General features: G+C 38.2%; 21 protein-coding genes. 9 read left to right on the top strand and 12 right to left on the bottom strand.

The genetic code is table 11. The annotated features are described in order from the left end of the window. Positions 1–74 precede the first annotated feature (74 nt). The gene (locus QUE09_RS09845) at positions 75–2,618 is read left to right on the top strand and encodes a S9 family peptidase (RefSeq protein ID WP_286232596.1); all 2,544 of its coding nucleotides are present in this window, start codon (positions 75–77) and stop codon (positions 2,616–2,618) included. Positions 2,619–2,647: 29 nt separating this feature from the next. On the opposite strand, the gene QUE09_RS09840 is transcribed toward QUE09_RS09845, so the two are convergent. After that, positions 2,648–2,968 carry a hypothetical protein gene (locus QUE09_RS09840; protein ID WP_286232595.1) on the bottom strand — a complete coding sequence of 107 codons (321 nt, stop codon included), beginning with the start codon at positions 2,966–2,968 and terminating at the stop codon, positions 2,648–2,650. A 30-nt stretch (positions 2,969–2,998) separates the two neighbouring features. After that, on the bottom strand, positions 2,999–3,757 hold the full coding sequence (gene cysZ, locus QUE09_RS09835; protein WP_286232594.1) for a sulfate transporter CysZ: 759 nt from the start codon (positions 3,755–3,757) through the stop codon (positions 2,999–3,001). A 137-nt stretch (positions 3,758–3,894) separates the two neighbouring features. On the opposite strand from cysZ, the gene smc reads away from it, so the two are divergent. From smc to QUE09_RS09815, 4 genes are all read left to right on the top strand, one after another. Beyond that, positions 3,895–7,404: a chromosome segregation protein SMC gene (gene smc / locus QUE09_RS09830; RefSeq protein ID WP_286232593.1), complete on the top strand. Its 3,510-nt coding sequence runs from the start codon at positions 3,895–3,897 to the stop codon at positions 7,402–7,404. Between the two features lie 9 nt (positions 7,405–7,413). Beyond that, positions 7,414–8,466, top strand: coding sequence for a cell division protein ZipA (gene zipA, locus QUE09_RS09825; protein WP_286232592.1), 1,053 nt, complete (start codon positions 7,414–7,416; stop codon positions 8,464–8,466). Positions 8,467–8,529: 63 nt separating this feature from the next. Then, on the top strand, positions 8,530–10,581 hold the full coding sequence (ligA, locus tag QUE09_RS09820) for an NAD-dependent DNA ligase LigA (protein ID WP_286232591.1): 2,052 nt from the start codon (positions 8,530–8,532) through the stop codon (positions 10,579–10,581). Next, positions 10,578–10,901, top strand: coding sequence for a DUF3392 domain-containing protein (locus tag QUE09_RS09815; RefSeq protein WP_286232589.1), 324 nt, complete (start codon positions 10,578–10,580; stop codon positions 10,899–10,901). The genes ligA and QUE09_RS09815 overlap by 4 nt, the downstream gene beginning before the upstream one ends. On the opposite strand, the gene QUE09_RS09810 is transcribed toward QUE09_RS09815, so the two are convergent. Next, positions 10,898–11,260, bottom strand: coding sequence for a hypothetical protein (locus QUE09_RS09810; RefSeq protein ID WP_286232588.1), 363 nt, complete (start codon positions 11,258–11,260; stop codon positions 10,898–10,900). The genes QUE09_RS09815 and QUE09_RS09810 overlap by 4 nt on opposite strands. An 89-nt stretch (positions 11,261–11,349) precedes the next feature. Here QUE09_RS09810 and QUE09_RS09805 point away from each other — a divergent pair, with 89 nt between their 5' ends. The 3 genes from QUE09_RS09805 (at position 11,350) to QUE09_RS09795 (ending at position 13,214) form a co-directional block, all read left to right on the top strand. Further along, positions 11,350–11,952, top strand: a complete 603-nt coding sequence (locus tag QUE09_RS09805; RefSeq protein WP_286232587.1) for a hypothetical protein — start codon at positions 11,350–11,352, stop codon at positions 11,950–11,952. 111 nt (positions 11,953–12,063) lie between these two features. Next, entirely contained in the window at positions 12,064–12,846 is a 783-nt protein-coding gene (locus QUE09_RS09800; protein WP_286232586.1) for a M48 family metallopeptidase, read from the top strand. Between the two features lie 143 nt (positions 12,847–12,989). Next, positions 12,990–13,214 carry a DUF2798 domain-containing protein gene (locus QUE09_RS09795; RefSeq protein WP_350226376.1) on the top strand — a complete coding sequence of 75 codons (225 nt, stop codon included), beginning with the start codon at positions 12,990–12,992 and terminating at the stop codon, positions 13,212–13,214. Between the two features lie 12 nt (positions 13,215–13,226). Here QUE09_RS09795 and QUE09_RS09790 read toward each other — a convergent pair whose 3' ends face one another. The 7 genes from QUE09_RS09790 to QUE09_RS09760 form a co-directional block, all read right to left on the bottom strand. Then, on the bottom strand, positions 13,227–13,409 hold the full coding sequence (locus tag QUE09_RS09790; RefSeq protein ID WP_286232585.1) for a hypothetical protein: 183 nt from the start codon (positions 13,407–13,409) through the stop codon (positions 13,227–13,229). Then, the gene (locus tag QUE09_RS09785; protein ID WP_286232584.1) at positions 13,402–14,085 is read right to left on the bottom strand and encodes a M15 family metallopeptidase; all 684 of its coding nucleotides are present in this window, start codon (positions 14,083–14,085) and stop codon (positions 13,402–13,404) included. Before QUE09_RS09785 ends, QUE09_RS09790 begins: the two co-directional genes overlap by 8 nt. 14 nt (positions 14,086–14,099) lie before the next feature. Beyond that, positions 14,100–15,239: a succinyl-diaminopimelate desuccinylase gene (gene dapE, locus QUE09_RS09780; RefSeq protein ID WP_286232583.1), complete on the bottom strand. Its 1,140-nt coding sequence runs from the start codon at positions 15,237–15,239 to the stop codon at positions 14,100–14,102. Beyond that, a complete protein-coding gene (locus tag QUE09_RS09775) occupies positions 15,236–15,583 on the bottom strand; it encodes an ArsC family reductase (protein ID WP_286232582.1) in 348 nt (115 codons plus the stop codon). Before QUE09_RS09775 ends, dapE begins: the two co-directional genes overlap by 4 nt. A 1-nt stretch (position 15,584) precedes the next feature. Next, positions 15,585–15,965: an ACT domain-containing protein gene (locus QUE09_RS09770; RefSeq protein WP_286232581.1), complete on the bottom strand. Its 381-nt coding sequence runs from the start codon at positions 15,963–15,965 to the stop codon at positions 15,585–15,587. A 441-nt stretch (positions 15,966–16,406) separates the two neighbouring features. Further along, positions 16,407–18,512, bottom strand: coding sequence for a phosphate acetyltransferase (pta, locus tag QUE09_RS09765; RefSeq protein WP_286232580.1), 2,106 nt, complete (start codon positions 18,510–18,512; stop codon positions 16,407–16,409). After that, the gene (locus QUE09_RS09760) at positions 18,512–19,711 is read right to left on the bottom strand and encodes an acetate/propionate family kinase (protein ID WP_286232579.1); all 1,200 of its coding nucleotides are present in this window, start codon (positions 19,709–19,711) and stop codon (positions 18,512–18,514) included. The genes pta and QUE09_RS09760 overlap by 1 nt, the downstream gene beginning before the upstream one ends. A gap of 161 nt (positions 19,712–19,872) precedes the next feature. Here QUE09_RS09760 and yfbV point away from each other — a divergent pair, with 161 nt between their 5' ends. Then, a complete protein-coding gene (yfbV, locus tag QUE09_RS09755) occupies positions 19,873–20,292 on the top strand; it encodes a terminus macrodomain insulation protein YfbV (RefSeq protein WP_286232578.1) in 420 nt (139 codons plus the stop codon). A gap of 20 nt (positions 20,293–20,312) precedes the next feature. Here yfbV and rlmA read toward each other — a convergent pair whose 3' ends face one another. Next, entirely contained in the window at positions 20,313–21,122 is an 810-nt protein-coding gene (gene rlmA / locus QUE09_RS09750; protein WP_286232577.1) for a 23S rRNA (guanine(745)-N(1))-methyltransferase, read from the bottom strand. Continuing rightward, entirely contained in the window at positions 21,122–21,928 is an 807-nt protein-coding gene (xthA, locus tag QUE09_RS09745) for an exodeoxyribonuclease III (RefSeq protein ID WP_286232576.1), read from the bottom strand. The genes rlmA and xthA overlap by 1 nt, the downstream gene beginning before the upstream one ends. Positions 21,929–21,990: the final 62 nt, after the last annotated feature.

Here is a 21,990-nt window from a genome sequence, read left to right as displayed (position 1 = left end):
CAAGTGTTTGCTTTTTACGTCACACTAGCGCCATCGCTAATTTCATTATTTCGACTAAATATTAAGAATAAACTATGAAAAATAATACCTTACTTATGGCCGCTGTCAGTGTTGCTTTGTTTGGCTGTGTTGCCACAACAGGAGAGCAAACAGCTGAATCTGTGTTAAATGAACCGGTTAATACAGTGCAACCAATAAATACAAACATAGAGCAACCAGTGTTTGATCAAGAAACGCAATCTACGGTTGTTCAAAAGGTTACACCTAAAAAAACAATTGCTCAAAAGACGCTTGCATCCGGTGATATTGAAATCACTTTAGAGCAAATTATGTCAGACCCTGATTGGATGGGGCGAAGCCCAGAAAGTTGGTACTGGGGTGACGATAGTCAAACCATTTATTATCAGCAAAAACGAGAAGGTAGCCCATTGCGTGATTTATATCGCAAATCGCTTTTAGAAAAGGGAAATGGTCGTAAAGTTTCACTTGCTGAGCTTCATGTTGCTAATGATAAATATGCCGTTAAAGATAAAGCAGGGCGCCGTGAAGTATATATCTTTGAAGGTAATGTGTTTGTTAAAACGTTAGCAACAGGAAAAGTTAAACAGTTGACTTATACCTCTGCGGTTGAACGTTCTCCAATGTTTTTAAATAATGGCAACGTTGCTTATCGTGTAAAAAATAAATTTTTTGAGCATAGCTTAACAACGAATACTATTCGAGAGTTAGCGAGCTTAGTTTTATCTACAAAGCCTTCAGCGGATAAAACATCTAGTTATTTAACACAAGAGCAGCGTAAATTAATTGACTATATTGCTCTTCAGCAGAAAAATAAAGCGTTAAGAAAAGAACAGAAAGAACAGTTAAAGGCGCAGAATAAGACGTTAACCAAGTCAGAATTCTACTTAGGTAATGGAAAAAGAATTGTTCATGCGTCGTTATCACCAAAGGGTGATAAACTTATTGTAAGTATTGCGTCGAGCAAATCAGCCAGAGCCGCAACGGATATAATGCCAAACTATATTACTGATAATGGTGATATTGAGGCGAAAAAGGTAAGATCTCGTGTTGCAAATAACCGTAAATATCAAGAAGAGATTTTTCTGCTAGATCTGAAGACAGGCCAACAATTCCCTTTAAATTACGAAACACTCCCTGGTTTTAACGAAGACGTACTTGCTAGCGTTAAAAAAGAAAACTACCAACGAGATGGTAAAGAGTACCAAAGTGAAAAATCGCCTCGTAATATCCACGTAATGCGCACAAGTGGTGCGATTAAATGGCATGAAAATGGTGATAAAGTCGCTATTTTATTAGAAGCATGGGATAACAAAGACCGATGGTTAACTACCGTAGATCTTCTTGAGAATAAGCTCGTGTCGCAACATCGCTTGCATGATGATGCTTGGATTAACTGGGCATTTAACGAGTTTGGATGGTTAGGTAATAAACTTTATTATTTATCAGAAGAGAGTGGCTATTCACATTTGTATATTAAGCCTCTTAAAGGTAAAGCCAAAAAGTTAACAGCAGGTCAATTTGAAATCAGCAACGTTACATTGTCTGCAGATAATAAGCACTTTATTTTTAAAGCAAATAAGAAACACCCTGGTATTTATGAAATTTACCAAGTAGCCGTTGATTCCGGCAAGTTAACTGCTTTAACTGAACTTGGTGGTATGAATGATTATGCGTTAAGCCCTGATGGTAAAAAGCTTTTAATTCAGCACTCAGAAGTGACTATGCCTCCAGAATTGTACATTAAAACCATTGGCGAAAGTTCGAATGCCCAACGAATTACTCATACGGTATCAAAACAGTTTTTATCAATGCCTTGGGTCGCTCCAAGTGTTGTAGCTGTTCCTTCGTCTTATCAAGATGCACCGGTATATTCACGCGTATATTTACCCAAAAACTATGATAAAACAACACAGAAAAACAAAGCGGTTATGTTTTCGCATGGTGCAGGTTATTTACAAAACGCACATTTAGGTTGGTCTGGCTACTTTCGTGAATTTATGTTCCATAGCATGCTCGTACAACAAGGATATGTAGTTATCGATATGGATTACCGTGCGTCTAAAGGTTATGGACGTGATTGGCGCACAGCAATATATCGTCATATGGGCAAACCAGAGGTTGAAGATATGCGCGATGGCGTTGAATGGCTTATTGAAAATGCCAATGTAGATCGTCGACGTATTGGTACCTATGGTGGTTCGTATGGTGGCTTTTTGACATTAATGGCAATGTTTAAAGAACCTGACTTATTTGAATCAGGCTCTGCGCTAAGGTTAGTGTCTGACTGGGCTTACTACAATCATGGTTATACGTCTAATATTTTAAATACACCTGAAGACGATGCTATTGCGTATGAGCGTAGCTCACCAATTTACTTTGCAGAAGGCTTAGAAAAGCCATTATTAATTAATGCCCCAATGGTTGATGATAATGTCTTTTTTGAAGATACTGTTCGATTGGTACAGCGTTTAATTGAATTAGAAAAGCAAGATTTTGAGACCGCTATTTACCCAGTAGAACCACATGGTTTTGTGCAACCAAGTTCATGGTTAAATGAGTATCGTCGTATTTATAAGTTGTTTGAAAACACGCTATAAATAAGCGAGGTTAGTAGTAAAAAATCCAGCTAATTAGCTGGATTTTTTACTTTTATAATACTGACTTCGGTCGCATTAATTTGACTAGAAATAATAATGCGTATTTCGTCTTTTTCATGACTAAAAGTGAGTTGACGATGGCCACGTTTTAGTTCATTTACACTAGGTGTACCTAAGTGAGATTGATAGTAGTTGACGAGTTCTGTTTCTGTAAATGTTGTAAAAAAATTAATAAGTTGAGGGTAGTTATCCGATTGTTCATAAAACACCTTCGCTTTCGCCGGAATTGGTATTTCTTCAGCAATACAGTTACTCGATAATATTAATACCAGGGCAATTTTTTTTAACATACCTCTACTCCACCTCATGTTTTCTATATATTAATGACTACTGCCAATAACTTGTGTTCTATATCTGTCTACCCAGAGTGCAGTGGCACCGCAAATTGCAACTGGCATAATAATTAGGTTTACAAAAGGGATCATTGAAAATACCGCTGTTGTTATACCGAAACTATAGCTCAACCCTTTATGATCAGCTAATACACGCTTCATTTGATCAAAGGGAATTTTATGGTTGTCAAAAGCATAATCTTTGTATTGAATAGCCATCATCCAGGCAACAAAAAAGAACCACATTATTTGGCCCAATAGAGGAATAAAACTCAAGATAAAAAAGCCAACAGCCCGTGGTAGATAATACCTAAATTTACACCATTCTCTAGAAAGCGTGCGAGGAATGTCTTTAACAATATCCACTGTAGATCCAGAAGGAGGTGTGTTGTTAGTTAATTTAGCTTCGAGCTTTTCAGCTAATAAACCGTTAAAAGGTGCAGCAAGCCAGTTCGCAACAGAGCTAAAAATAAATGAAAAAAATACTAAAAAGAAAAGCAATGTTAATGGTTGTGCTATCCATGTAAGCCACTGTAATGAAGTGGGCAGCCAAGCTTCAAATGCGGCCATCCATTCTCCTAACTGTGTAAAAATGTAGCTAAATGCAACGGCAAATAAACATAAATTGACAGTAAGAGGAATAAAAACAAACCGTTTAATACCTTTGGATTTGATTAAAGAAAAACCAAGCATTAAATAGCCTGCGCCACTATGTGCTAAAGGAGAGTCGTGTTTATTTTTCATCATTTACCTTCTGTTAAATTCAGAGAAAAATAGTATACCTAGCAAATGATGTGCAGAGAAGGATACGCAGGTGCTAAAAGTAACATTTTCTGATAAAGTCATTGTATAAAAATAACATCTTATGCAGGCTATAAGCGTTAATGCGTTTAAAATATATCAAACTGGCAGGATTTAAATCTTTTGTAGATCCGACAAAAGTGCCATTTGAGCAGCAAATGACAGCAATTGTAGGCCCTAATGGCTGTGGCAAGTCTAATATTATCGATGCAGTGCGTTGGGTATTGGGTGAAAGCTCAGCTAAAAACCTTCGTGGTGACGCGATGACAGATGTTATTTTTAACGGAGCAGCAAGTCGAAAGCCGGTAGGGCAAGCAAGTGTTGAACTTATGTTCGATAATATGGCGCAAAGCATGCAGGGTTCTATGGCAGACCGCAATCAGGTTTCTATTCGCCGTGTTGTTAATCGAGATGCACAAAGCACCTATTTTTTAAATGGTACCAAATGCCGTCGTAAAGATATTACTGATATCTTCTTAGGTACAGGCCTAGGACCTAGAAGCTACGCGATTATAGAGCAAGGTACAATATCACGTTTAATCGAGTCAAAACCGCAAGAACTTAGGGTTTTTATTGAAGAAGCTGCAGGTATTTCTAAATACAAAGAAAGACGACGAGAAACTGAAACTCGTATTCGCCATACGCGAGAAAACTTGGCGCGATTAACAGATATCCGCTTTGAGTTAAATCAGCAAATTGATAAATTGTACCAACAAGCTGAAGCTGCCAAACGTTTTAAAACTTTAAAAGCTGAAGAGAGACAATTAAAAGCAGAGCTTGCTTGTTTACGTTGGCAAAATTTTGATCGGCAAGCGCAATTAAAGCGTGAAAAAATACAACATCTTCTCGACAATATTAATGAGTTAAATCAGACCCAGAAGACTGACCAAGCCTTACTTGCAAACACTAAAATGCAAATTCAAGTGGCGAATAGTCAAATTCAACATTGCCAGCAAGATAAAATTAAATTAACCAATAATATTGCTAGGGCTGAACAAAAGCTTGCGCATGAACAGTCGCAAAACAAGCAACGAGAAGAGCGATCCCAAGCGTTAAAAGCCCAAATGGCAAAAACGCAAAAAATGCTTATACATGAACAACAGCACCATGCCAATACTCAGAAAAACCTTGATAATTATACTCAGCAAATAGAGATATTAACTGCACAAGTTGCGGAGCAAGAAACTACTCAAGAAACACTGCAAGACGAGTTACACCAATTTCAGCTTGATTGGCAGCAATACAATATACAGTACCGAGAACGTTTAACCGCAAAGAACAGCGTTGAACAACAACGTTCGGTGCTAACATCAGCGTTACAACAATTACAGTTACAATACACGAATATTAGTGAGCAACTCTCAACATTAGCCAATGAAAAAGCGTTACTGGCAAATGAATCTTTAGAAGATGAAAATGCGCTAAAAGGTACTATCTTAACAAGCGAAGAAAAGCAGCTAGACATTAAGGCTGTTTTAAAAGACACAACCACTCAGAGTCAATTACAAGCTGAAAAGCTGTCTGAATTACGTGCAAATATTGCCAGTAAGCAACGACGCCTTGATGACATTAACCATCAACTCGCGCAAAAAGAGCAGTGGCAAAAAGTACAACAAACAGCATTAGCGCCTTTATTGCAAAATGAAATGTCGCGTATACAAGAGCTTTTAGAGGTTGAGCCAGGTTGGGAATTGGCAGTGGAAATGGTACTTGAACATGTATTGCAGGCTCATGTTTTTGAAAGTACTTGGAATGATCAATGTTTTGATAAAATTGCGTCGCTAGAATCTTGCTTTATTTGGTTTACAGATGTGTCAAAAGACAACACAGACAATGTAAGTGATGCATCTCGGTTAGCAAGTAAAATAAAGAGTGAACATATTAAGCTCGACGTGTTTTCTACGATATTTATAGCCTCTGATGAAGCAGCCTGTATTGAAAAAAGGGCAACGTTATCAGCGCATCAATCTGTTATTTGTCAACAAGGTTTTTGGTTAAGTCATGAGTTTGTTCGGAAAGGAAAGTTAACTCAAACAGATAGTGCGTTGTTGTTAACCAATGAGCAACATCAATTGCAACAAGATATTTATCAATTAGAAAAACAACTGACACAAGCGCAACTTATACATGAGAACATTGCTAGTAAAATTGAAACGTTAGAGCAAGAACAGAATGATAATTCAAAACAGCAGGCGAACGCTCAAGAACAGTTATTAGCTGTTACGCAACGAAACGCTACTTGGCGACAGAAGTGTCAACATATTGAGCAGCAAGAGCAAAAATTAGCACATGATCTTAAATTGAACACTGAAACGATTGAAGATAAAGAACGTCAAATAAATGATATCGATACAGAAGAAGGAGGTCATCATTCACTCGATGATAGTGAATTAATATCAACGATGACAAACATTGAAGCACATATGGAACAACATCGTGAAACATTAAAAGATGTGACCAGTCAATGTCAGTCGCTCAAAGAATCATTACACCACCAGCGTATTTTAACGGAAAGAAGTAAACATCAATGCCAGCAGGCTGAGCAAAATATTTCGCGTTATCAGTCAACAATAGAAAGTATTGCAGAGCAACAACATAACCTTGAGCATCATGAAGGAATGCCAAGAGAGGAACTGGAAGCACTTAACGGTGAATTACAGAAATGGCTGTCTGCGTCGAGTTCCCTTGACAAAGAAATAGAGCAACAGCATCAAGTAATTGTTGATCAGCAAGTTATTTTTCAACAGTTGGAACAAAATGCATTCAAAATCGTCGAACAGATTGATCAGAAAAAACAAACATTGTCACAGTTGCAGTTAAGTGCTGAAAGTTTCGTGATCAAAGCTGAGAATGCACTGGAACAACTTGAAGAACTCGGTAAAAATTCATCAATCATTGCTCAATCTTTGGCGGAAAATGCAAATGAATCTTTATGGCAAGCGAAGTTAACAAAACTTCAAAAAGATATTTCAATGCTTGGACCGATTAATTTAGCAGCAATTGATGAGTATGAAAGTCAATTAACGCGAAAAAACTACCTTGATCAACAAGATCAGGATTTAAATCAGGCAATTTCAACGTTAGAATCAGCGATAGCAAAAATTGATAAAGAAAGTCGACAGAAGTTTAAAATGACTTTCGACAAGGTGAATCAAGATTTACAGTCTTTGTTTCCAAAAGTGTTTGGCGGCGGTGATGCCTATTTAGCATTAACGGGTGACGACTTATTAGAAACAGGTGTAACAATAATGGCTAGACCTCCGGGTAAAAAGAATAGTACGATTCATTTACTTTCAGGTGGTGAAAAAGCATTAACAGCTTTATCATTGGTATTTGCCATTTTTAGGCTTAATCCTGCACCGTTTTGTATGTTGGACGAAGTAGATGCACCGCTTGACGATGCAAACGTGGGACGATTTTGTAATTTGGTACGAGAAATGTCGAGTACCGTACAATTTATTTATATTAGTCATAATAAAATTGCCATGGAAATGGCTTCACATTTAACAGGGGTTACTATGTTTGAACCGGGAGTATCTCGCATGGTAGCTGTCGATGTTGATGAAGCGATTGCTATGGCTGATGTATCATAAACAGGCTAAATGATGGAAGATAATTTTAGAAACGTATTAATTATTATCAGTGCTATTGTGATAGCAGCTATATTTGTTCATGGCTTTTGGACAATTAGAAAAAATAAGAACCCATACAAACTCAAGGCTAAACCAGATACGCTACCGACTGCTGAAAAAGGTATTGATAGCGAAGGTTTTGATCAAGACGGTATAGGTAAGGTGCGTGTCGTTAATGAACACAATTTATCGGATGATGAAGTGCCTACGGCGCCAGCTCCTGCACCTGATTATGATGAAGAACCGTTACCAAAAGATATTGATAAGCCTTCACTCGATGCTCCGTCTTTAGAGCCATCTTTGGGGGATTTGTCTGATATTACTGAACAGCCGCCTCACGATAACCCTCCACCACAGGCACAGGCGAGTACAATACAACCCGAACTTGACTCAGAAATCGAAACATCAACAGATGAAGCGGTTTACCAAGAGCCTGTTAGCCAACGAAAACCAAAAAGATCGGTAAGAAAGGCTGTAAAAGATAAAATTAAACGTAACCAAATGGAAATAAATTTTGGTGATGAGTTTGAAGAAGAGAAGGTTTCAAACTCAACGGAAAGTGATAATAAAAAACAAACCAATATCGACATTGAACCTGAAGTTATCGTTGTATCCGTTGTAATGCCAGAAGAAAAGCAAATATCAGGCGCTGCCTTGTTGCCAACATTGCTTACGTTAGGCTTACGTTTTGGTGAAATGGATATTTTTCACCGTCATGAAGACAACGCTGGGAATGGTAAAGTTACCTTTAGTCTTGCCAATATGATGAATCCAGGCACCTTTGATTTGGATAATATGGAAAGCTTTACTACACAAGGTATTACTTTATTCATGACATTGCCTAATGCTGGTGATCCATTCGAAGTTTTTGAGCATTTGATGAAGGCGGCAAAGCACTTGGCAATCGAGTTTAATGCTCAGTTACTAGACGACAAACGAAGTGTCATGACAAAGCAAACTGAACAACATTATATAAGTAAAATTAGAGAATTTGAGCGTAAGCACCGCATTGCATCTGCATAGGCTCAAACATAAAAAATCAACATATTAAGCCTCATTTGAGGCTTATTTTTTCGCGTAATTATTATGACAGAACAACAAGCATCCCAAAGAGTAAGCGAGCTTCATCGTTTGTTAACGACGTATAACCATGAATATTATGTCATGGACCAACCCAGTGTACCTGACGTGGAGTATGATCGGTTAATGCGAGAATTAATCTTGTTAGAAGCTGAGTTTCCGCAGCTTAAGCAAGCCGACTCTCCGAGTCAACGGGTTGGTGGCGAAGCACTCAAAGCCTTTACTCAAGTAACACATCAAATACCCATGTTGTCACTTGATAATGTTTTTTCACCTCAAGAGTGGCAAGCGTTCGCTAAGCGTATCGAAGAAAGAGCGAAGTCTGCCAATACGATTGCATTTTGCGCAGAGCCAAAATTAGATGGATTAGCGGTAAGTTTACGTTATGAAAATGGTTATTTGGTTCAGGCTGCAACGCGCGGAGATGGAGCTGTTGGTGAGAATATAACGGAAAATATAAAAACCATTAAAGCAATTCCACTAAAACTTTCAGGCGAGATTTACCCTTCTGTTTTAGAAGTGCGTGGGGAAGTGTTCATGCCCAAAGCAAGCTTTGAAAAGCTAAATGAAGCGGCAATAAAAAAAGGGGAGAAGACATTCGCCAATCCTAGAAACGCCGCCGCTGGTAGTTTACGTCAGCTCGACTCTAAAATAACGGCTAAGCGAAATCTCTCATTTTATGCTTACGGATTAGGGTTTGTCTCGGAACAAGTGCAAGGGCAAGTTGAACAAAATTGGTTGGCAACAAGCCATTATCAACGGTTACAGCAAGTTAAATTGCTAGGTTTACCCGTTTGTCCTGAGGTTAAGTTATTAGATGATGCGGATCAAGTTGAGGGCTTTTATCAGCATATATTACAAACACGTGAAGCGCTTGATTATGAAATTGATGGCACGGTGTTCAAAGTTGATGATATTCGCTTACAAGAAAAGCTTGGCTTTGTCGCTCGAGCACCAAGGTGGGCAACTGCATATAAGTTTCCTGCACAAGAAGAGTTAACGACCTTAGACGATGTGGAGTTTCAAGTTGGAAGAACGGGGGCAATTACGCCTGTCGCAAGGTTATCACCGGTTTTTGTTGGTGGTGTCACTGTCAGCAATGCTACATTGCACAACCAAGATGAGATTGAACGTCTAGGTATAAAAATAAAAGATACTGTTGTTATTCGTCGTGCGGGTGATGTTATTCCACAAATTGTGAGTGTGGTCTTAGATAAGCGTCCTGATAATGCACGCACTATTGAATTTCCAACACGTTGTCCTGTGTGCCAGTCTGACGTATTAAGACTAGAAGGCGAAGCTGTTTTAAGGTGTACTGGCGGCTTATATTGTGGTGCACAAAGAAAAGAGGCGATTAAGCATTTTTCATCTAGAAAAGCGTTAGATATTGATGGTCTAGGTGATAAGTTAGTAGAGCAATTAGTTGATGAAAAGTTGATTCAAACACCAGCAGATCTATTTAGCTTAACTGAGTTAGATATCAGTACGATGGAACGTATGGGACAAAAATCTGCACAAAACTTAGTACAAGCTATTGAAAAAGCACGACATACTACATTGGCAAAGTTCATTTATGCACTTGGTATACGTGAAGTAGGTGAAACGACCGCGGCTAACTTAGCGCAACACTTTTTAACATTTGATGCGATTAAAGATGCAGATGAAGATGCATTGCAAGATGTCCCCGATGTAGGAAAAATTGTTGCAAAAAACATCGTACAATTTTTTGCGCAAGCCCATAATGTAGAAGTCGTTGAAGCGCTTGAAGGTATAATGACGTGGCCTGACATTATTGTTAAGACAGAGGCGCAACAACCTTTAAAAGATCTTACTTATGTGATTACAGGTACCTTGAGTCAAATGGGGCGTAGTGATGCTAAAGCGTATTTACAATCATTAGGTGCTAAAGTTTCAGGTAGTATCTCTGCTAAAACGGATTACTTAGTTGCGGGTGAAAAAGCGGGGTCTAAATTGACTAAAGCGCAATCTTTGGGCGTAAAGGTGTTAACAGAAGAAGATCTTATAGCGTTACTTACTGAGCATGAGGTTTCGTTATGATCGAATTACTTACCTCTTTAGGGCAATGGTTTAGGCCTTATCAATATCAAACTGCTTTGGCCATTATTGCAACGATCTTAGTTTTGTTCGGTAATGATATTAATGGTGCGATTAAGCACTTGATCAGAAAGCAACACTTTGTAGTACGGACTATTGTTTTTATTATTATCTGTGCTTTTGGTTATGGTTTGTTAACGGTTTGGCTAACGGCATTATTGGCACAGCAACTGGCCAACATACCTACAGCTTATATTGTTCCGCTTATTGTTTTAATTTTTGCAGTGCTAGGTCTGTATGCACAAAAACAAAGACATATTTAAATGGTTAAAAGGGCATAAACGAATAGTAATGTTGGTGCGGGTAAAATAAAGCCAAATAATGCAGCTTCGCACCACTCAATATAACGATAGAATTTATGCCATTTTTTATCTTGAACTTTTGATGAAGGTAATACTTGAAAGAAAAAGATAAAGGCCGCAATGACTAAGGCTTGCAGTGCTGAAAATAATATAAAGATAGCTAACCAAATTAATAGTTCAGGCGTAACGTTGGTAATTTGGTATTGCAAAACAAAAAATAAAATAAAGGCAAATATACTCCAAGTTAAAAGCTTCCATCGATAGGTAGCTAGGGTAATTGCAACATTATTAAATACATCAGGGTGAAACCAATACTTCATTATTACTCATTATACTCGTAGAATAAAAATATCACTTAACGTTAAGTATAAAGAAAGAAATGGCAATACACAGTAAAAAACGTATATTCATGGCTAATATAATATTTTTAATGCCATTTATTTTTTCGACATCAGCTTATTCAAGTACAGTGTTACCTTCAGAGCAAGTGCAGCAGGTTGAAATAAGGCCCGGACACGCAAGGGCATTGAAATCTTTAGATGATGAAAAATATAAAGATGACAATACTAAAGTATTGGTTAGCACAATAAGTGAATTAACAGATAGTACGGGATTAACCTATCTTGGGGCAAAAATTAATCGCGTAGAACTAGAAAAATTTTTGGCACAGTTAAAGCTTATTCTTGGTAAAAATTATCAACAATATCGTTTAAATCAAGCAACAAGAGATACAAATTCTTTTCATGTGACGCTCGTTGCGCCAGCTGATTATCAGATGCTTAATAAATCGGAAGCGCCACTAGGGCAGTCAATGCGTATTACGTTGCATGGTTTAGGCCGAGTGAGTCAAGGCAACAACACCAGTTATTTTGTCGTGGCTTCATCTAATGATGGCGACTTTATGCGACAAAACTTACGCTTGCCGGCAAAAGATTTTCACGTAACGTTAGGGTTTGATAAAAGTGATGTTTATGGGGTGAGTAAAGGCATGGATACGCTTATTGAACAATAAGGTCGATGTGTATTCAGTATTAATTATGCCTGTTTATTGATTGTTGGGTTTAGCTTAATACTATGTTCTATTATCATTGTAGGTATATTGGCATTTGAAAAAGGTTGAAGTATGAAAACAAAATTACTGTTAGTTGCCGCGATCGTTGCTATTACTGGGTGTGCAAAATCATCTACTGGGCGGAGCCAAATTACGTTATTTTCAGACAGTGAGCTTAACAAAATGGGGGCGACGTCATTTGAAGAGCTAAAGCAAAAAGAAAAGATAAGCCAAGATGCCACCATTAATAAATACGTGCAATGTGTCGCGCGTTCAATCACAAAAAATGTGTCAAAAGCTGCTCACGCAGGTGATTGGGAAGTTGTTGTTTTTGATTCAGACCAAGTAAATGCGTTTGCTTTACCTGGTGGTAAAATTGGCGTGTATACGGGTATTTTAAATGTTGCTAAAGGGCAGGATCAATTAGCTGCTATTATCGGACATGAGGTTGCTCATGTTACTGAGCGTCACTCAAATGAAAGATTATCTTCAAATCAGTTGGTGCAAATGGGGGCTGCTGTAGGTGGCGCTGTCATGGCTCAACAAGAAGTTGAAAATAAAGAGACATGGCTGATGGTTGGGCTTGGTATTGCGCAATATGGTGTACTTATGCCTTATAGTCGTATGCATGAAAGTGAAGCAGACATCGTTGGTCAAGAATTAATGGCAAAATCAGGCTTCAAGCCATCAGCAGCAATAGCTCTGTGGCAAAACATGGCAAAACAATCGAAAGGGGCGCCACCTGAGTTTTTATCAACACACCCATCAAACAAAACACGCATTAATGACCTCAGCAAGCATTTATCAAAAGCTGAACGTGTTTATCAACAGTCAACAATGAGACCTCGTTGTTAACATAATAATTTATATTAGTTTCTACGAAGTCGGTGAAAGTTGTATCACCGACTTTTTTGTTACAAAGGCAGAGACGACTGTAAAAATATCCCAATATTGTTAACCCTTGTCTAAACGTTACTTATACTAAGGAATCTTAGGTTATGTTCCATCCCCGTTTTCGTACAATTATATTTGCGTTCTTTATGGCGCTATTTATGTCAGGATTTATGTCTCTGGTGATCAGTATTTTTAATATTGGCTTAGTTGAAAATATATTGTCAGTATGGCTTACAGCCTGGCTATTTGCTTTTTGTGTTGCTTTTCCTACGGTTATATTTGTCGCGCCAATTGTGCACAAGTTAACTAATAAGCTCGTAAGAAGTTAGCTATAACAGTCGTTACTTTTTGTTAATTGAATCCATTTTGTGCGGTTTCTTATTCGAGCGTGGAAGTGTTTCCTCTAGATCATTTAAACTCTTTTTACGTAAAGGTGTTTTTGCATTTTTACGTACGGTACTAAAGTTACCTATGAGGACTAAAGCAACAATAATAAATATTGTAATAATTAACCAATTATCCATGTGAGGCCTCATTGATGTTGTAAACATATTGATTCATCAGCTGTTCTATATTAGCGATGATAAAGTCTTTACCTTCAATATGACATGCTTTAAGTGTCGATGTTAGTACATCAGGTGTTAAAACGGTTAAGTAGGATGAAGCCAAAGGCTCGTATGATACATGCCATGGCTCATATGCTACCCCACCTTGAAACTCTATGTATGGGAAGTAAAAACCAAATTTTTGCGCATTTTTATTGAGCCATTTAGTTAAAGGCGCGAAAGGACCATTCTTTTGATACTCCCACGCTTCAAGAGCGAGGTGTTGGCCCTCTGGCAGCAATGTCGGATCGTAAACATCAATATCTGTTCCCCAATGGTGGCGGCTTGAACCTGGTAAGGCGGAAAAAGTCATAATAGCGTGTACTTTTTCTTCCATTGTTAACGTTGCCATATCAACTTGATGTTGTTTCATGTCATAAACGGGGATTTTCCCCGTCATTTTTCTATTCCAAATATTTAATTGGCGTTCAAAACTTCGATAGCCACTGGCAATAGAGAGCTGAAATCCTGCGTTATTCGCTGCATTTACTAAGTTAGTCCAGGGCTTTACCACATCTTTGTGTATGCCCGTTTTTTCAGAGAAATAGTAGATATGTTGATCTGATACTCCTGTTACGAGCGAATGTTGAATCATTGCAATGTTTTACCTTAGCTCAATACATTGACAAGTGTATGGTAGTAAATTTCGACGAGATCTTCTAAATCTGAACATTTTACACTTTCATTAACTTGGTGAATTGTTGCGTTACAGGGGCCCAATTCTACTACTTGTGCGCCGGTCGGTGCGATAAATCGACCATCAGATGTGCCCCCTGAAGTAGATAGTGTGGTATCAAAGCTTTTAACTGATTTGATTGCTTTTGAAACAGCGTCTACTAACGTACCGGGTTCTGTAATAAATGGTTGACCATTGAAGGTCCACTTTATTTCATAGTCTAATTGATGATCAGTTAAAATAGCGTCAATTTTATTGACAATCTTTTCATCAGACAATTCTGTACTATAGCGTAAATTAAACCAAGCAGTTAAATGACCTGGTACAACATTTGTTGCACCGGTTCCTGATTGAATATTTGATAATTGAAAGCTTGTTTCAGGAAAGTAACTATTGCCGGTATCCCAATGTGTTTGACTAAGTTGCGCTAAAGCAGGCATGGCTAAATGAATTGGGTTTTCAACGTGTTGCGGGTAGGCCACGTGCCCTTGTTTTCCAAATATTTCTAACTCACCTGAAATTGAACCTCGACGACCATTTTTAACAATATCGCCAACTTCGTGCGTACTTGAAGGCTCTCCTACAATGCAGTAATCGATCTTTTCATTTCTAGCTTCAAGCGTATCGATTACGCGTGTTGTACCATTAATAAATGGGCCTTCTTCATCACTTGTAATTAAAAACGCAATTGAACCTTTATGACTAGGGTAGTCAGTAATGAATCTTTCGGTTGCTACTATCATGGCTGCCAAGCTACCTTTCATGTCGGCAGCGCCACGACCGAATAAATAACCTTCTTTAAACGTTGGCTCGAAAGGGGGCGTATGCCAGCGTTCTAAATTACCAGCCGGAACGACATCAGTATGACCTGCGAAACAAAATACAGGACCTGATGATCCCTTACGACACCACATGTTTGTTGTGTCTTCAAAAATCATTGATTCAGTATTAAAACCTAGCGCTTCTAATCGCTCTGCCATTAATGTTTGGCAACCAGCATCTTCAGGCGTAACTGATACGCGAGATATCAATTCGGCGGCTAACGAAAGTACAGGCGTGTTGTTAGCACTCATTTGGCAAATATCTCCTGATACTTTTCTTTTTTGAAGCCAACATGCAGCTCATCATTAATAAGCAATAATGGGCGCTTTAATAATGTTGGTTGGAGTAACACTTGTTCACTAGCAACGCTATCTGACAAGTTAGCTTTAATGTCATCGGCTAAGTTGCGAAATGTTGTGCTACGTTTATTTAATAATGTGTCCCAAGAAGATTTTTCTACAAACAACTGAAGTTGATTGTTATCTAAACCATCAATACGCAGGTCATGAAATTGATATGTGATGTTTTGTTCATCTAACCATTTTCGTGCTTTTTTCACCGTGTCACAATTTTTAATGCCATATAATGTCGTCATGTTAAATCACTAGATAATTGTTGTTAGTTAATGCTGTAATCGATGCTTCTAGTTTATTACTTTTAACCAGAATATAATCGGTGTCGAATGTGGATATTGCAAAAATACTGATTTTTTCCTTTGCAAGCACAGATGAAATATTAGATAAAATACCTGTTAATGAAAAATCGAGAGGACCCACAACTTCGAGCGCTTTCCAATCTGTTTCACAATCTTCACTATTTAAGGGTAAATCATTCGGTACCACAACCGAAACTTCTTCGTATGTTTTGGCAATAAAGTAAATATTCTGTTGAAAAACAGCAGGTGGTATTTCACAGTTGGCAGGAAAACTATGTATGGTAAATACTTCATTTAATCGTTTTAACGTTAATGTTGCCATAGGTTAATACCGGTAAATTTAAAGCAAGTACTATAACGCGTCATCGAGATAAACTCTACCTACAAAGCAGGTTTCACTTGTCTATTACGCTTCGATATAAGTTTAGATAAAGTATGAATATCCACCTTTTAATTTAAAATCCTATCTAAGTTAAGAAATTATCTACTTTAACACGAAAAATTAGGGCAAATTTGTTACTTTTTACTTTAAGGTTGTCGCTAGGGATATCCACAAAAGATGTGGATATCTTTGTGTGCAAACTATGTTTATGTTTATAAGTTATTGTAAATTAACGCTATAAATGCTTGTTTGTTTTTTGACTAATGATGAGTTATTCACAAGTAGCATCAGAACTATTAAAATTTGTTGTTTAAATGCGCAGCGTATTTAACTTGTGCTTTTTTATTGGTTAAATACGCTGTTTTCAGGCGAATTCATGCTTTAAGCTTGAATGGCTGTTAACGCAATTGTATAAACAATATCATCAACCAACGCCCCTCTAGAAAGGTCATTTACCGGTTTATTAAGCCCTTGTAACATTGGCCCAATACTGACAACATCAGCAGAACGTTGCACGGCTTTGTATGTTGTATTACCTGTATTAAGATCTGGAAAAACAAAAACAGTTGCTTTACCGGCAACAGGGCTAGAAGGTGCTTTTTGTTTTGCAACGTTCTCCATAATCGCAGCATCGTATTGCAAGGGACCATCTATCACTATGTCTGGTCGTCGTTCCTTGACAAGGGCAGTTGCTTGTACAACTTTTTCTACATCAGCCCCCTTACCTGAGCTACCTGTACTGTAGCTGATCATGGCAACGCGCGCTTCAATACCAAACTTAATGGCAGAGTCGGCACTTTGTATTGCAATTTCAGCGAGTTGTTCTGCATTAGGTTCTGGGTTGATTGCACAGTCACCGTAAACCAATACTTGATCAGGTAGTAGCATGAAAAAGATAGAAGAGACGAGTTTGCTATCAGGTGAAGTTTTGATCAGTTGTAATGCAGGGCGTATAGTATTTGCCGTTGTATTAACTGCGCCGGAGACCAGCCCATCTACCTGTCCTAACTGCAGCATTAGTGTCGCTAACACAACATTATCTTTGAGTTCCTGTTGTGCTACAACGTCTGTCATACCTTTATGTTTACGCAGTTCAACAAGCGGTGCGACATAGTTATCTCTGACGAGTGCTGGGTCAGTGATGATGACACCAGCAGGTAGCTCTATACCTTGTTGTTTAGCTATTGTAAGTATCTTTTCTTTATCGCCGAGTAATTGGCAACGTGCAATGTTTCTTTCCACACAAATAGCAGCCGCTTTTATTGTTCTTGCGTCAGTTCCTTCGGGAAGAATAATTAACTTATTGGCCTTTCTCGACAACTCGGTAAGCTTATGGCGAAAGGCTGGTGGTGAGTACTTTGCGTGACCACTGACATGTTGCGATAACTGTGTTAGCCAATTTCTATCTACTTGATCAGCGACAAACTGCTTTACTCTTTCTAGTCGTTGACTATCATCTTCGGGGATTTCAGGATTGAAATTCATCAGATAACGTGAGGTTTGCCAAGTGTCCCAGGGCACTGATAGCACGGGGAGTCCCGCTTGTAATGCTTGTGCACATAATTCAAGTACAGGAGGTTCTGGTTGATATCCATTCGTTAATAGTAACGCACCTACTTTTGTGCCATTTAATGCTGATAAGCATGTGGCAATAATGATATCAGTGCGATCTCCTGGCGTCACAATTAGCCGGTTTGGTTGGAGGTGACTCATAAGGTTTCCAACACTGCGGGCGCAAAAACTAATGCTTCTAATACGCCGATGCGCTATATCACCCTTATTTATGACGCTTGCACCAAGATAATTTTTAATATCAATAACCCGCGGCGCAATGAGATCTAATTCCCAAGGTACCGTTGCAAGTAATTTAAAACGTGACCGTTGAAATATTGAAAGTGCATGCCACTGCTCAGGCGGATATTTAACTTGGCAGTCTGTTTCACGGGGTAACAAGCCAACGTCATCTTTATCAGGCGAATTAATTTTATTAATAATGCATCCGAGCAATTTAGTATTTTCAGTGCCACCAAATGTTTTAGCGCTAACCTCTAATCTATCTTCAAACTCATGCGGCGTATCTTCATCTGGAGAAGCGACTAGAATAACCTCTGCCGATAGAGCTTGGGCAACATCACGATTGATGCGCGTAGCATAAGGTTGTCTTGTTGTCGGTAGTAATCCTTCTATAATAACGATGTCGTGTGACTTGCAAGCATTGGTAAAGTTTTCGACGATTTGTTCGAGAATAATATCACTGTTACCGTCACCCATTTGTTGTTCAACATAACTGAGTGGTATTGCGTTAGTATTTTCAGAATGAGAAATAACTTGCTGTTTGTTTTGTAAAACATTTCGAGAAGGCTGACTAATGGGTTTAAAATAGCCAACACTTAATCCGAGTTGTTGGCAAGCATGCTTTAAGCCAAGCGCTACACTTGTTAAGCCAACGCCAAAACCAACAGGTATCAACATAATAGGGCGAGACATTATAGCGTCTCCTTTATAACTAATTGGTTTGTTTGTGTCGCTATTACGGCTTCTTCATCCGTAGGTATAACCCAACAAGAAAGACTTGTTGAATCGGCTATATTACCACTTTTGCCAAAACGCATAGCGAGATTAGCTTCGTTGTTAAGTTGCAGATTTAGTAAAGAGAGTTGTTCTACTATGTTTTTACGAATATAACTTGAATTTTCACCTATACCACCGGTGAAAATTAAACTATCTAGGCGAGAAAAACATACGGAAAAACTAGCGATCATTTTAGCGGCACGATAGCAAAACATATCCAAAGCAAGTTGCGCATGCTCATGACCATTTTTTGCAGCATCTTCTAATTCTCGACAATCATTACTCAACATTGAGATACCTTTCAAGCCACTTTCTTTATTAAATAAGTCATTTACTTGTGCTAGGCTATAGCCTAATTTTTCGACTAAATGAAAAACAATACTCGGATCAATATTTCCGGTGCGTGTGCCCATCATAAGCCCTTCTAAAGGGGTAAACCCAAGACTAGTATCTACACTCTTTCCTTCTCTAATTGCGGTGACACTGCAACCATTTCCTAAATGTGCGGAAATAAGGTTACATGCTTTTATTGGTTTATTAAGTAAATCGGCTGCTCGATTCGCAACAAAATAATGACTTGTGCCGTGAAAACCGTATTTTCGAATATCATGCGCTTCATACAAATGATAGGGAAGGGCATATAAAAAGGCTTTTTTAGGCATTGATTGATGAAAGCTAGTATCAAAAACAGCGACTTGAGGAAGATCTCCCAAAGCCTGTTCTGTTGCTTCTATCCCGAGTAGGTTTGCGGGATTGTGTAATGGCGCTAGAGTTGAAAGGCGATTAATTTCTTGCTTAACCTCTTTTGTAATTAATGCTGGTGCGCTGTATGTTTCACCGCCATGAACAACACGATGACCAATGGCATTGATTGTCGATGTAAGTTGCAATTGGTTGAGCGTATCAACAAAGAAGTTAATAGCCACTAAATGATCGTAGGGTGAAATTAATCTGCTTTGTTGTTTGTTATCTTTTTGTTTAATGGTGATCGATGCTTGTTCTGACGTTAATTGTTCAGCAATACCAGCAACTAATACCTGGCTTGTTAACACATTAATAAGTGAAAACTTTACAGATGAACTACCACAATTGATGACTAATATATTGTTTTTCATTTATAAACTGAGTTTAATGATTTAAAACGTAGTATAGCTGACAGATTTAGCCTGTTACTTTGATTTAATTCAATAATTGTTTTGTTGGATTAAAATTTAACCTACTGCTGAGTTTGTGCTATCTTTTTAGTAACAGTTGTTATAGTGTATGGCCTATGAAAATGAGTGTTGTAGAAATTGTGAAGTTAGGTCGCAAGTACATGTTGCTTTGGCCAGAACGCGTTGAATTAGCTGATTACTTTGCTGAGTATCAGGCTGTAAAAATGAGTCGTTTGGTGTGTAAATACCTACCCGGCGTAGCATTGTTTAGCTTAATTATGCAGCTCTATTTTGGTGGCATGGCTTCTTTGCCTCAGTCAGTTGTTTATACTGTATTTATGCTAAGTGTTCCGCTTCAAGCTCTCGTCATGCTTGGCTTAAAGGCTGATAAGTTTTTACCCCCAGCATTAGCAGCATGGTATAAGGAAGGCGTAGCAAAAATAAATCAAAATGGAGGCGATATTAAGTTAAGTGTTCATAAGCCTCGCTATTTAGATTTAGCGCAGTTATTGAATGTTAGTTTTCGTCACGCCAAGCATTAATTGAATAAAAAAACCGCTTTTTAAGCGGTTTTTTTATAGATGCGAATAATAAAGTCTGCTTGACAAGCAAAGTCACTTTGCTGTGACAGTTGTTGCGTGACGTTTTCATCCGCTTTGAATGCAAATGGTGTCATGGATAATAAGTTTAGAACGTCATTTCCTGTTTTTAGTATCATTTTATAAGTCAATTGCTGTTGTTCTAGTAACACCATGTTATCTACCGGTACTTTATCTTCGTCATGCAATAAAGCGTGTTGATATATTTTTTGTTTGAGTGACAGGAGATGATTTTTACCTGGTGTAACCGTTATCAAGTAACCATTTGTCGTTAAGATGCGGTCAAATTCGATAGGCAGTATTGGTGCATATATCGAAACAACCGCATTTATTGAGTGGTCGTCAAACGGCAATTGTGACAGTGTGGCGACTGAGAAATGGCAATGCTTGTATTTTTTGGCCGCTTTTTTTATTGCCTCTTTTGCAATATCAACACCATAAACGGTATGGCAACTTTGCTTAAATTGATCTGTATAAAATCCTTCTCCGCAACCCGCATCTAATATTGAGCCCTTTTTAAGCGCCAGTTTATCGAGTATTAAAACAAGTTTATCAGCCAATGGTTGATAATAACCTTGTGTTAAAAACTCGCGCCGAGCGTTAACCATTGCTTTGTTATCGCCTGGTTGTTTGGAGTGCTTAAATTGAACCGGTAGCAGATTTACGTAGCCTTCTTTTGCTTTATCAAAGCAGTGCCCTAGATCGCAACGATAGATTTTTTCTCGTAATACCAATCGTGATTGACAAATAGGGCAACGATATTGTGCATTCATTAGTTAAACGTAGACCAAATTGGTGCATGATCTGAAGGCTTTTCAATACCCCTTAGTTCATAATCGATATCAGACTCAATACAGTGTTTTGCTAGGCTTTCTGTTGCTAGTATAACGTCGATACGTAATCCACGGTTATCATCAAATCCTCTAGAGCGATAATCAAACCAAGAGTACTTTTCCGTAGCGGTGGGTGACAGCTCTCTAAAAGTGTCTTTAAAGCCCCAATTCATTAGGGTAGAAAGCCATTGACGTTCTTCAGGTTGAAAGCTGCATTTACCTGTTTTTAACCAACGCTTTTTATTGGGTTCGCCAATCCCGATATCCAAATCGATTGGTGAAATATTGATATCTCCCATTACAACAAGCTTTTCATCCGGTGTATGATGTTCGTTAAGGTATGTCATTAAATCTTTGTAAAATTGGCGTTTATAAGGGAATTTTGTTTCATGAGCAATGTTATCTCCCTGAGGAAAATAACCATTAAGCACGGTGACCTTTTCACCACGTTCATTGGTGGTTGTTACCATTATCATGCGCTTTTGTGATTCATCTGTGTCAGTAGGAAAGCCCTTTGTAACCACGTCTGCAGGTTTTTTACATAACATGGCGACACCATAATGTGCCTTTTGACCATGAAAGTAAACGTGGTATCCCATCGCCTCAACATCCGCAAGCGGAAAAGCGTCATCGTGTACTTTAATTTCTTGAAGACCAATAATGTCTGGTTGATGTTTATCAATAACTGCTTGTAATTGGTGAAGTCTGGCTCTTAAGCCGTTTATGTTAAAAGAGATGATCTTCATGGTGTATGCATAATTCGTTGGTATAATTTAACATGAAATAATACCATAAGACGTTATTAGAG

The sequence above is a fragment of the Thalassotalea sediminis genome, assembly GCF_030295915.1.
Lineage (GTDB): Bacteria > Pseudomonadota > Gammaproteobacteria > Enterobacterales > Alteromonadaceae > Thalassotalea_C > Thalassotalea_C sediminis.
Note: the sequence above shows the minus strand (reverse complement) of the source record. Positions and strands in the feature narration are given on the sequence as shown.

Excerpts from the sequence above, each read along its gene's own strand:
- QUE09_RS09810 (WP_286232588.1), bottom strand. The coding sequence starts at position 11,260 with ATGAAGTATTGGTTTCACCCTGATGTATTTAATAATGTTGCAATTACC.
- QUE09_RS09775 (WP_286232582.1), bottom strand. The coding sequence starts at position 15,583 with ATGACGACATTATATGGCATTAAAAATTGTGACACGGTGAAAAAAGCA.
- yfbV (WP_286232578.1), top strand. The coding sequence starts at position 19,873 with ATGAGTGTTGTAGAAATTGTGAAGTTAGGTCGCAAGTACATGTTGCTT.
- rlmA (WP_286232577.1), bottom strand. The coding sequence starts at position 21,122 with ATGAATGCACAATATCGTTGCCCTATTTGTCAATCACGATTGGTATTA.
- ligA (WP_286232591.1), top strand. The coding sequence starts at position 8,530 with ATGACAGAACAACAAGCATCCCAAAGAGTAAGCGAGCTTCATCGTTTG.
- QUE09_RS09795 (WP_350226376.1), top strand. The coding sequence starts at position 12,990 with ATGTTCCATCCCCGTTTTCGTACAATTATATTTGCGTTCTTTATGGCG.
- pta (WP_286232580.1), bottom strand. The coding sequence starts at position 18,512 with ATGTCTCGCCCTATTATGTTGATACCTGTTGGTTTTGGCGTTGGCTTA.
- smc (WP_286232593.1), top strand. The coding sequence starts at position 3,895 with ATGCGTTTAAAATATATCAAACTGGCAGGATTTAAATCTTTTGTAGAT.
- QUE09_RS09790 (WP_286232585.1), bottom strand. The coding sequence starts at position 13,409 with ATGGATAATTGGTTAATTATTACAATATTTATTATTGTTGCTTTAGTC.
- QUE09_RS09760 (WP_286232579.1), bottom strand. The coding sequence starts at position 19,711 with ATGAAAAACAATATATTAGTCATCAATTGTGGTAGTTCATCTGTAAAG.
- QUE09_RS09805 (WP_286232587.1), top strand. The coding sequence starts at position 11,350 with ATGGCTAATATAATATTTTTAATGCCATTTATTTTTTCGACATCAGCT.
- QUE09_RS09785 (WP_286232584.1), bottom strand. The coding sequence starts at position 14,085 with ATGATTCAACATTCGCTCGTAACAGGAGTATCAGATCAACATATCTAC.
- dapE (WP_286232583.1), bottom strand. The coding sequence starts at position 15,239 with ATGAGTGCTAACAACACGCCTGTACTTTCGTTAGCCGCCGAATTGATA.
- QUE09_RS09770 (WP_286232581.1), bottom strand. The coding sequence starts at position 15,965 with ATGGCAACATTAACGTTAAAACGATTAAATGAAGTATTTACCATACAT.
- QUE09_RS09800 (WP_286232586.1), top strand. The coding sequence starts at position 12,064 with ATGAAAACAAAATTACTGTTAGTTGCCGCGATCGTTGCTATTACTGGG.
- cysZ (WP_286232594.1), bottom strand. The coding sequence starts at position 3,757 with ATGATGAAAAATAAACACGACTCTCCTTTAGCACATAGTGGCGCAGGC.
- xthA (WP_286232576.1), bottom strand. The coding sequence starts at position 21,928 with ATGAAGATCATCTCTTTTAACATAAACGGCTTAAGAGCCAGACTTCAC.
- QUE09_RS09840 (WP_286232595.1), bottom strand. The coding sequence starts at position 2,968 with ATGTTAAAAAAAATTGCCCTGGTATTAATATTATCGAGTAACTGTATT.
- QUE09_RS09845 (WP_286232596.1), top strand. The coding sequence starts at position 75 with ATGAAAAATAATACCTTACTTATGGCCGCTGTCAGTGTTGCTTTGTTT.
- zipA (WP_286232592.1), top strand. The coding sequence starts at position 7,414 with ATGATGGAAGATAATTTTAGAAACGTATTAATTATTATCAGTGCTATT.
- QUE09_RS09815 (WP_286232589.1), top strand. The coding sequence starts at position 10,578 with ATGATCGAATTACTTACCTCTTTAGGGCAATGGTTTAGGCCTTATCAA.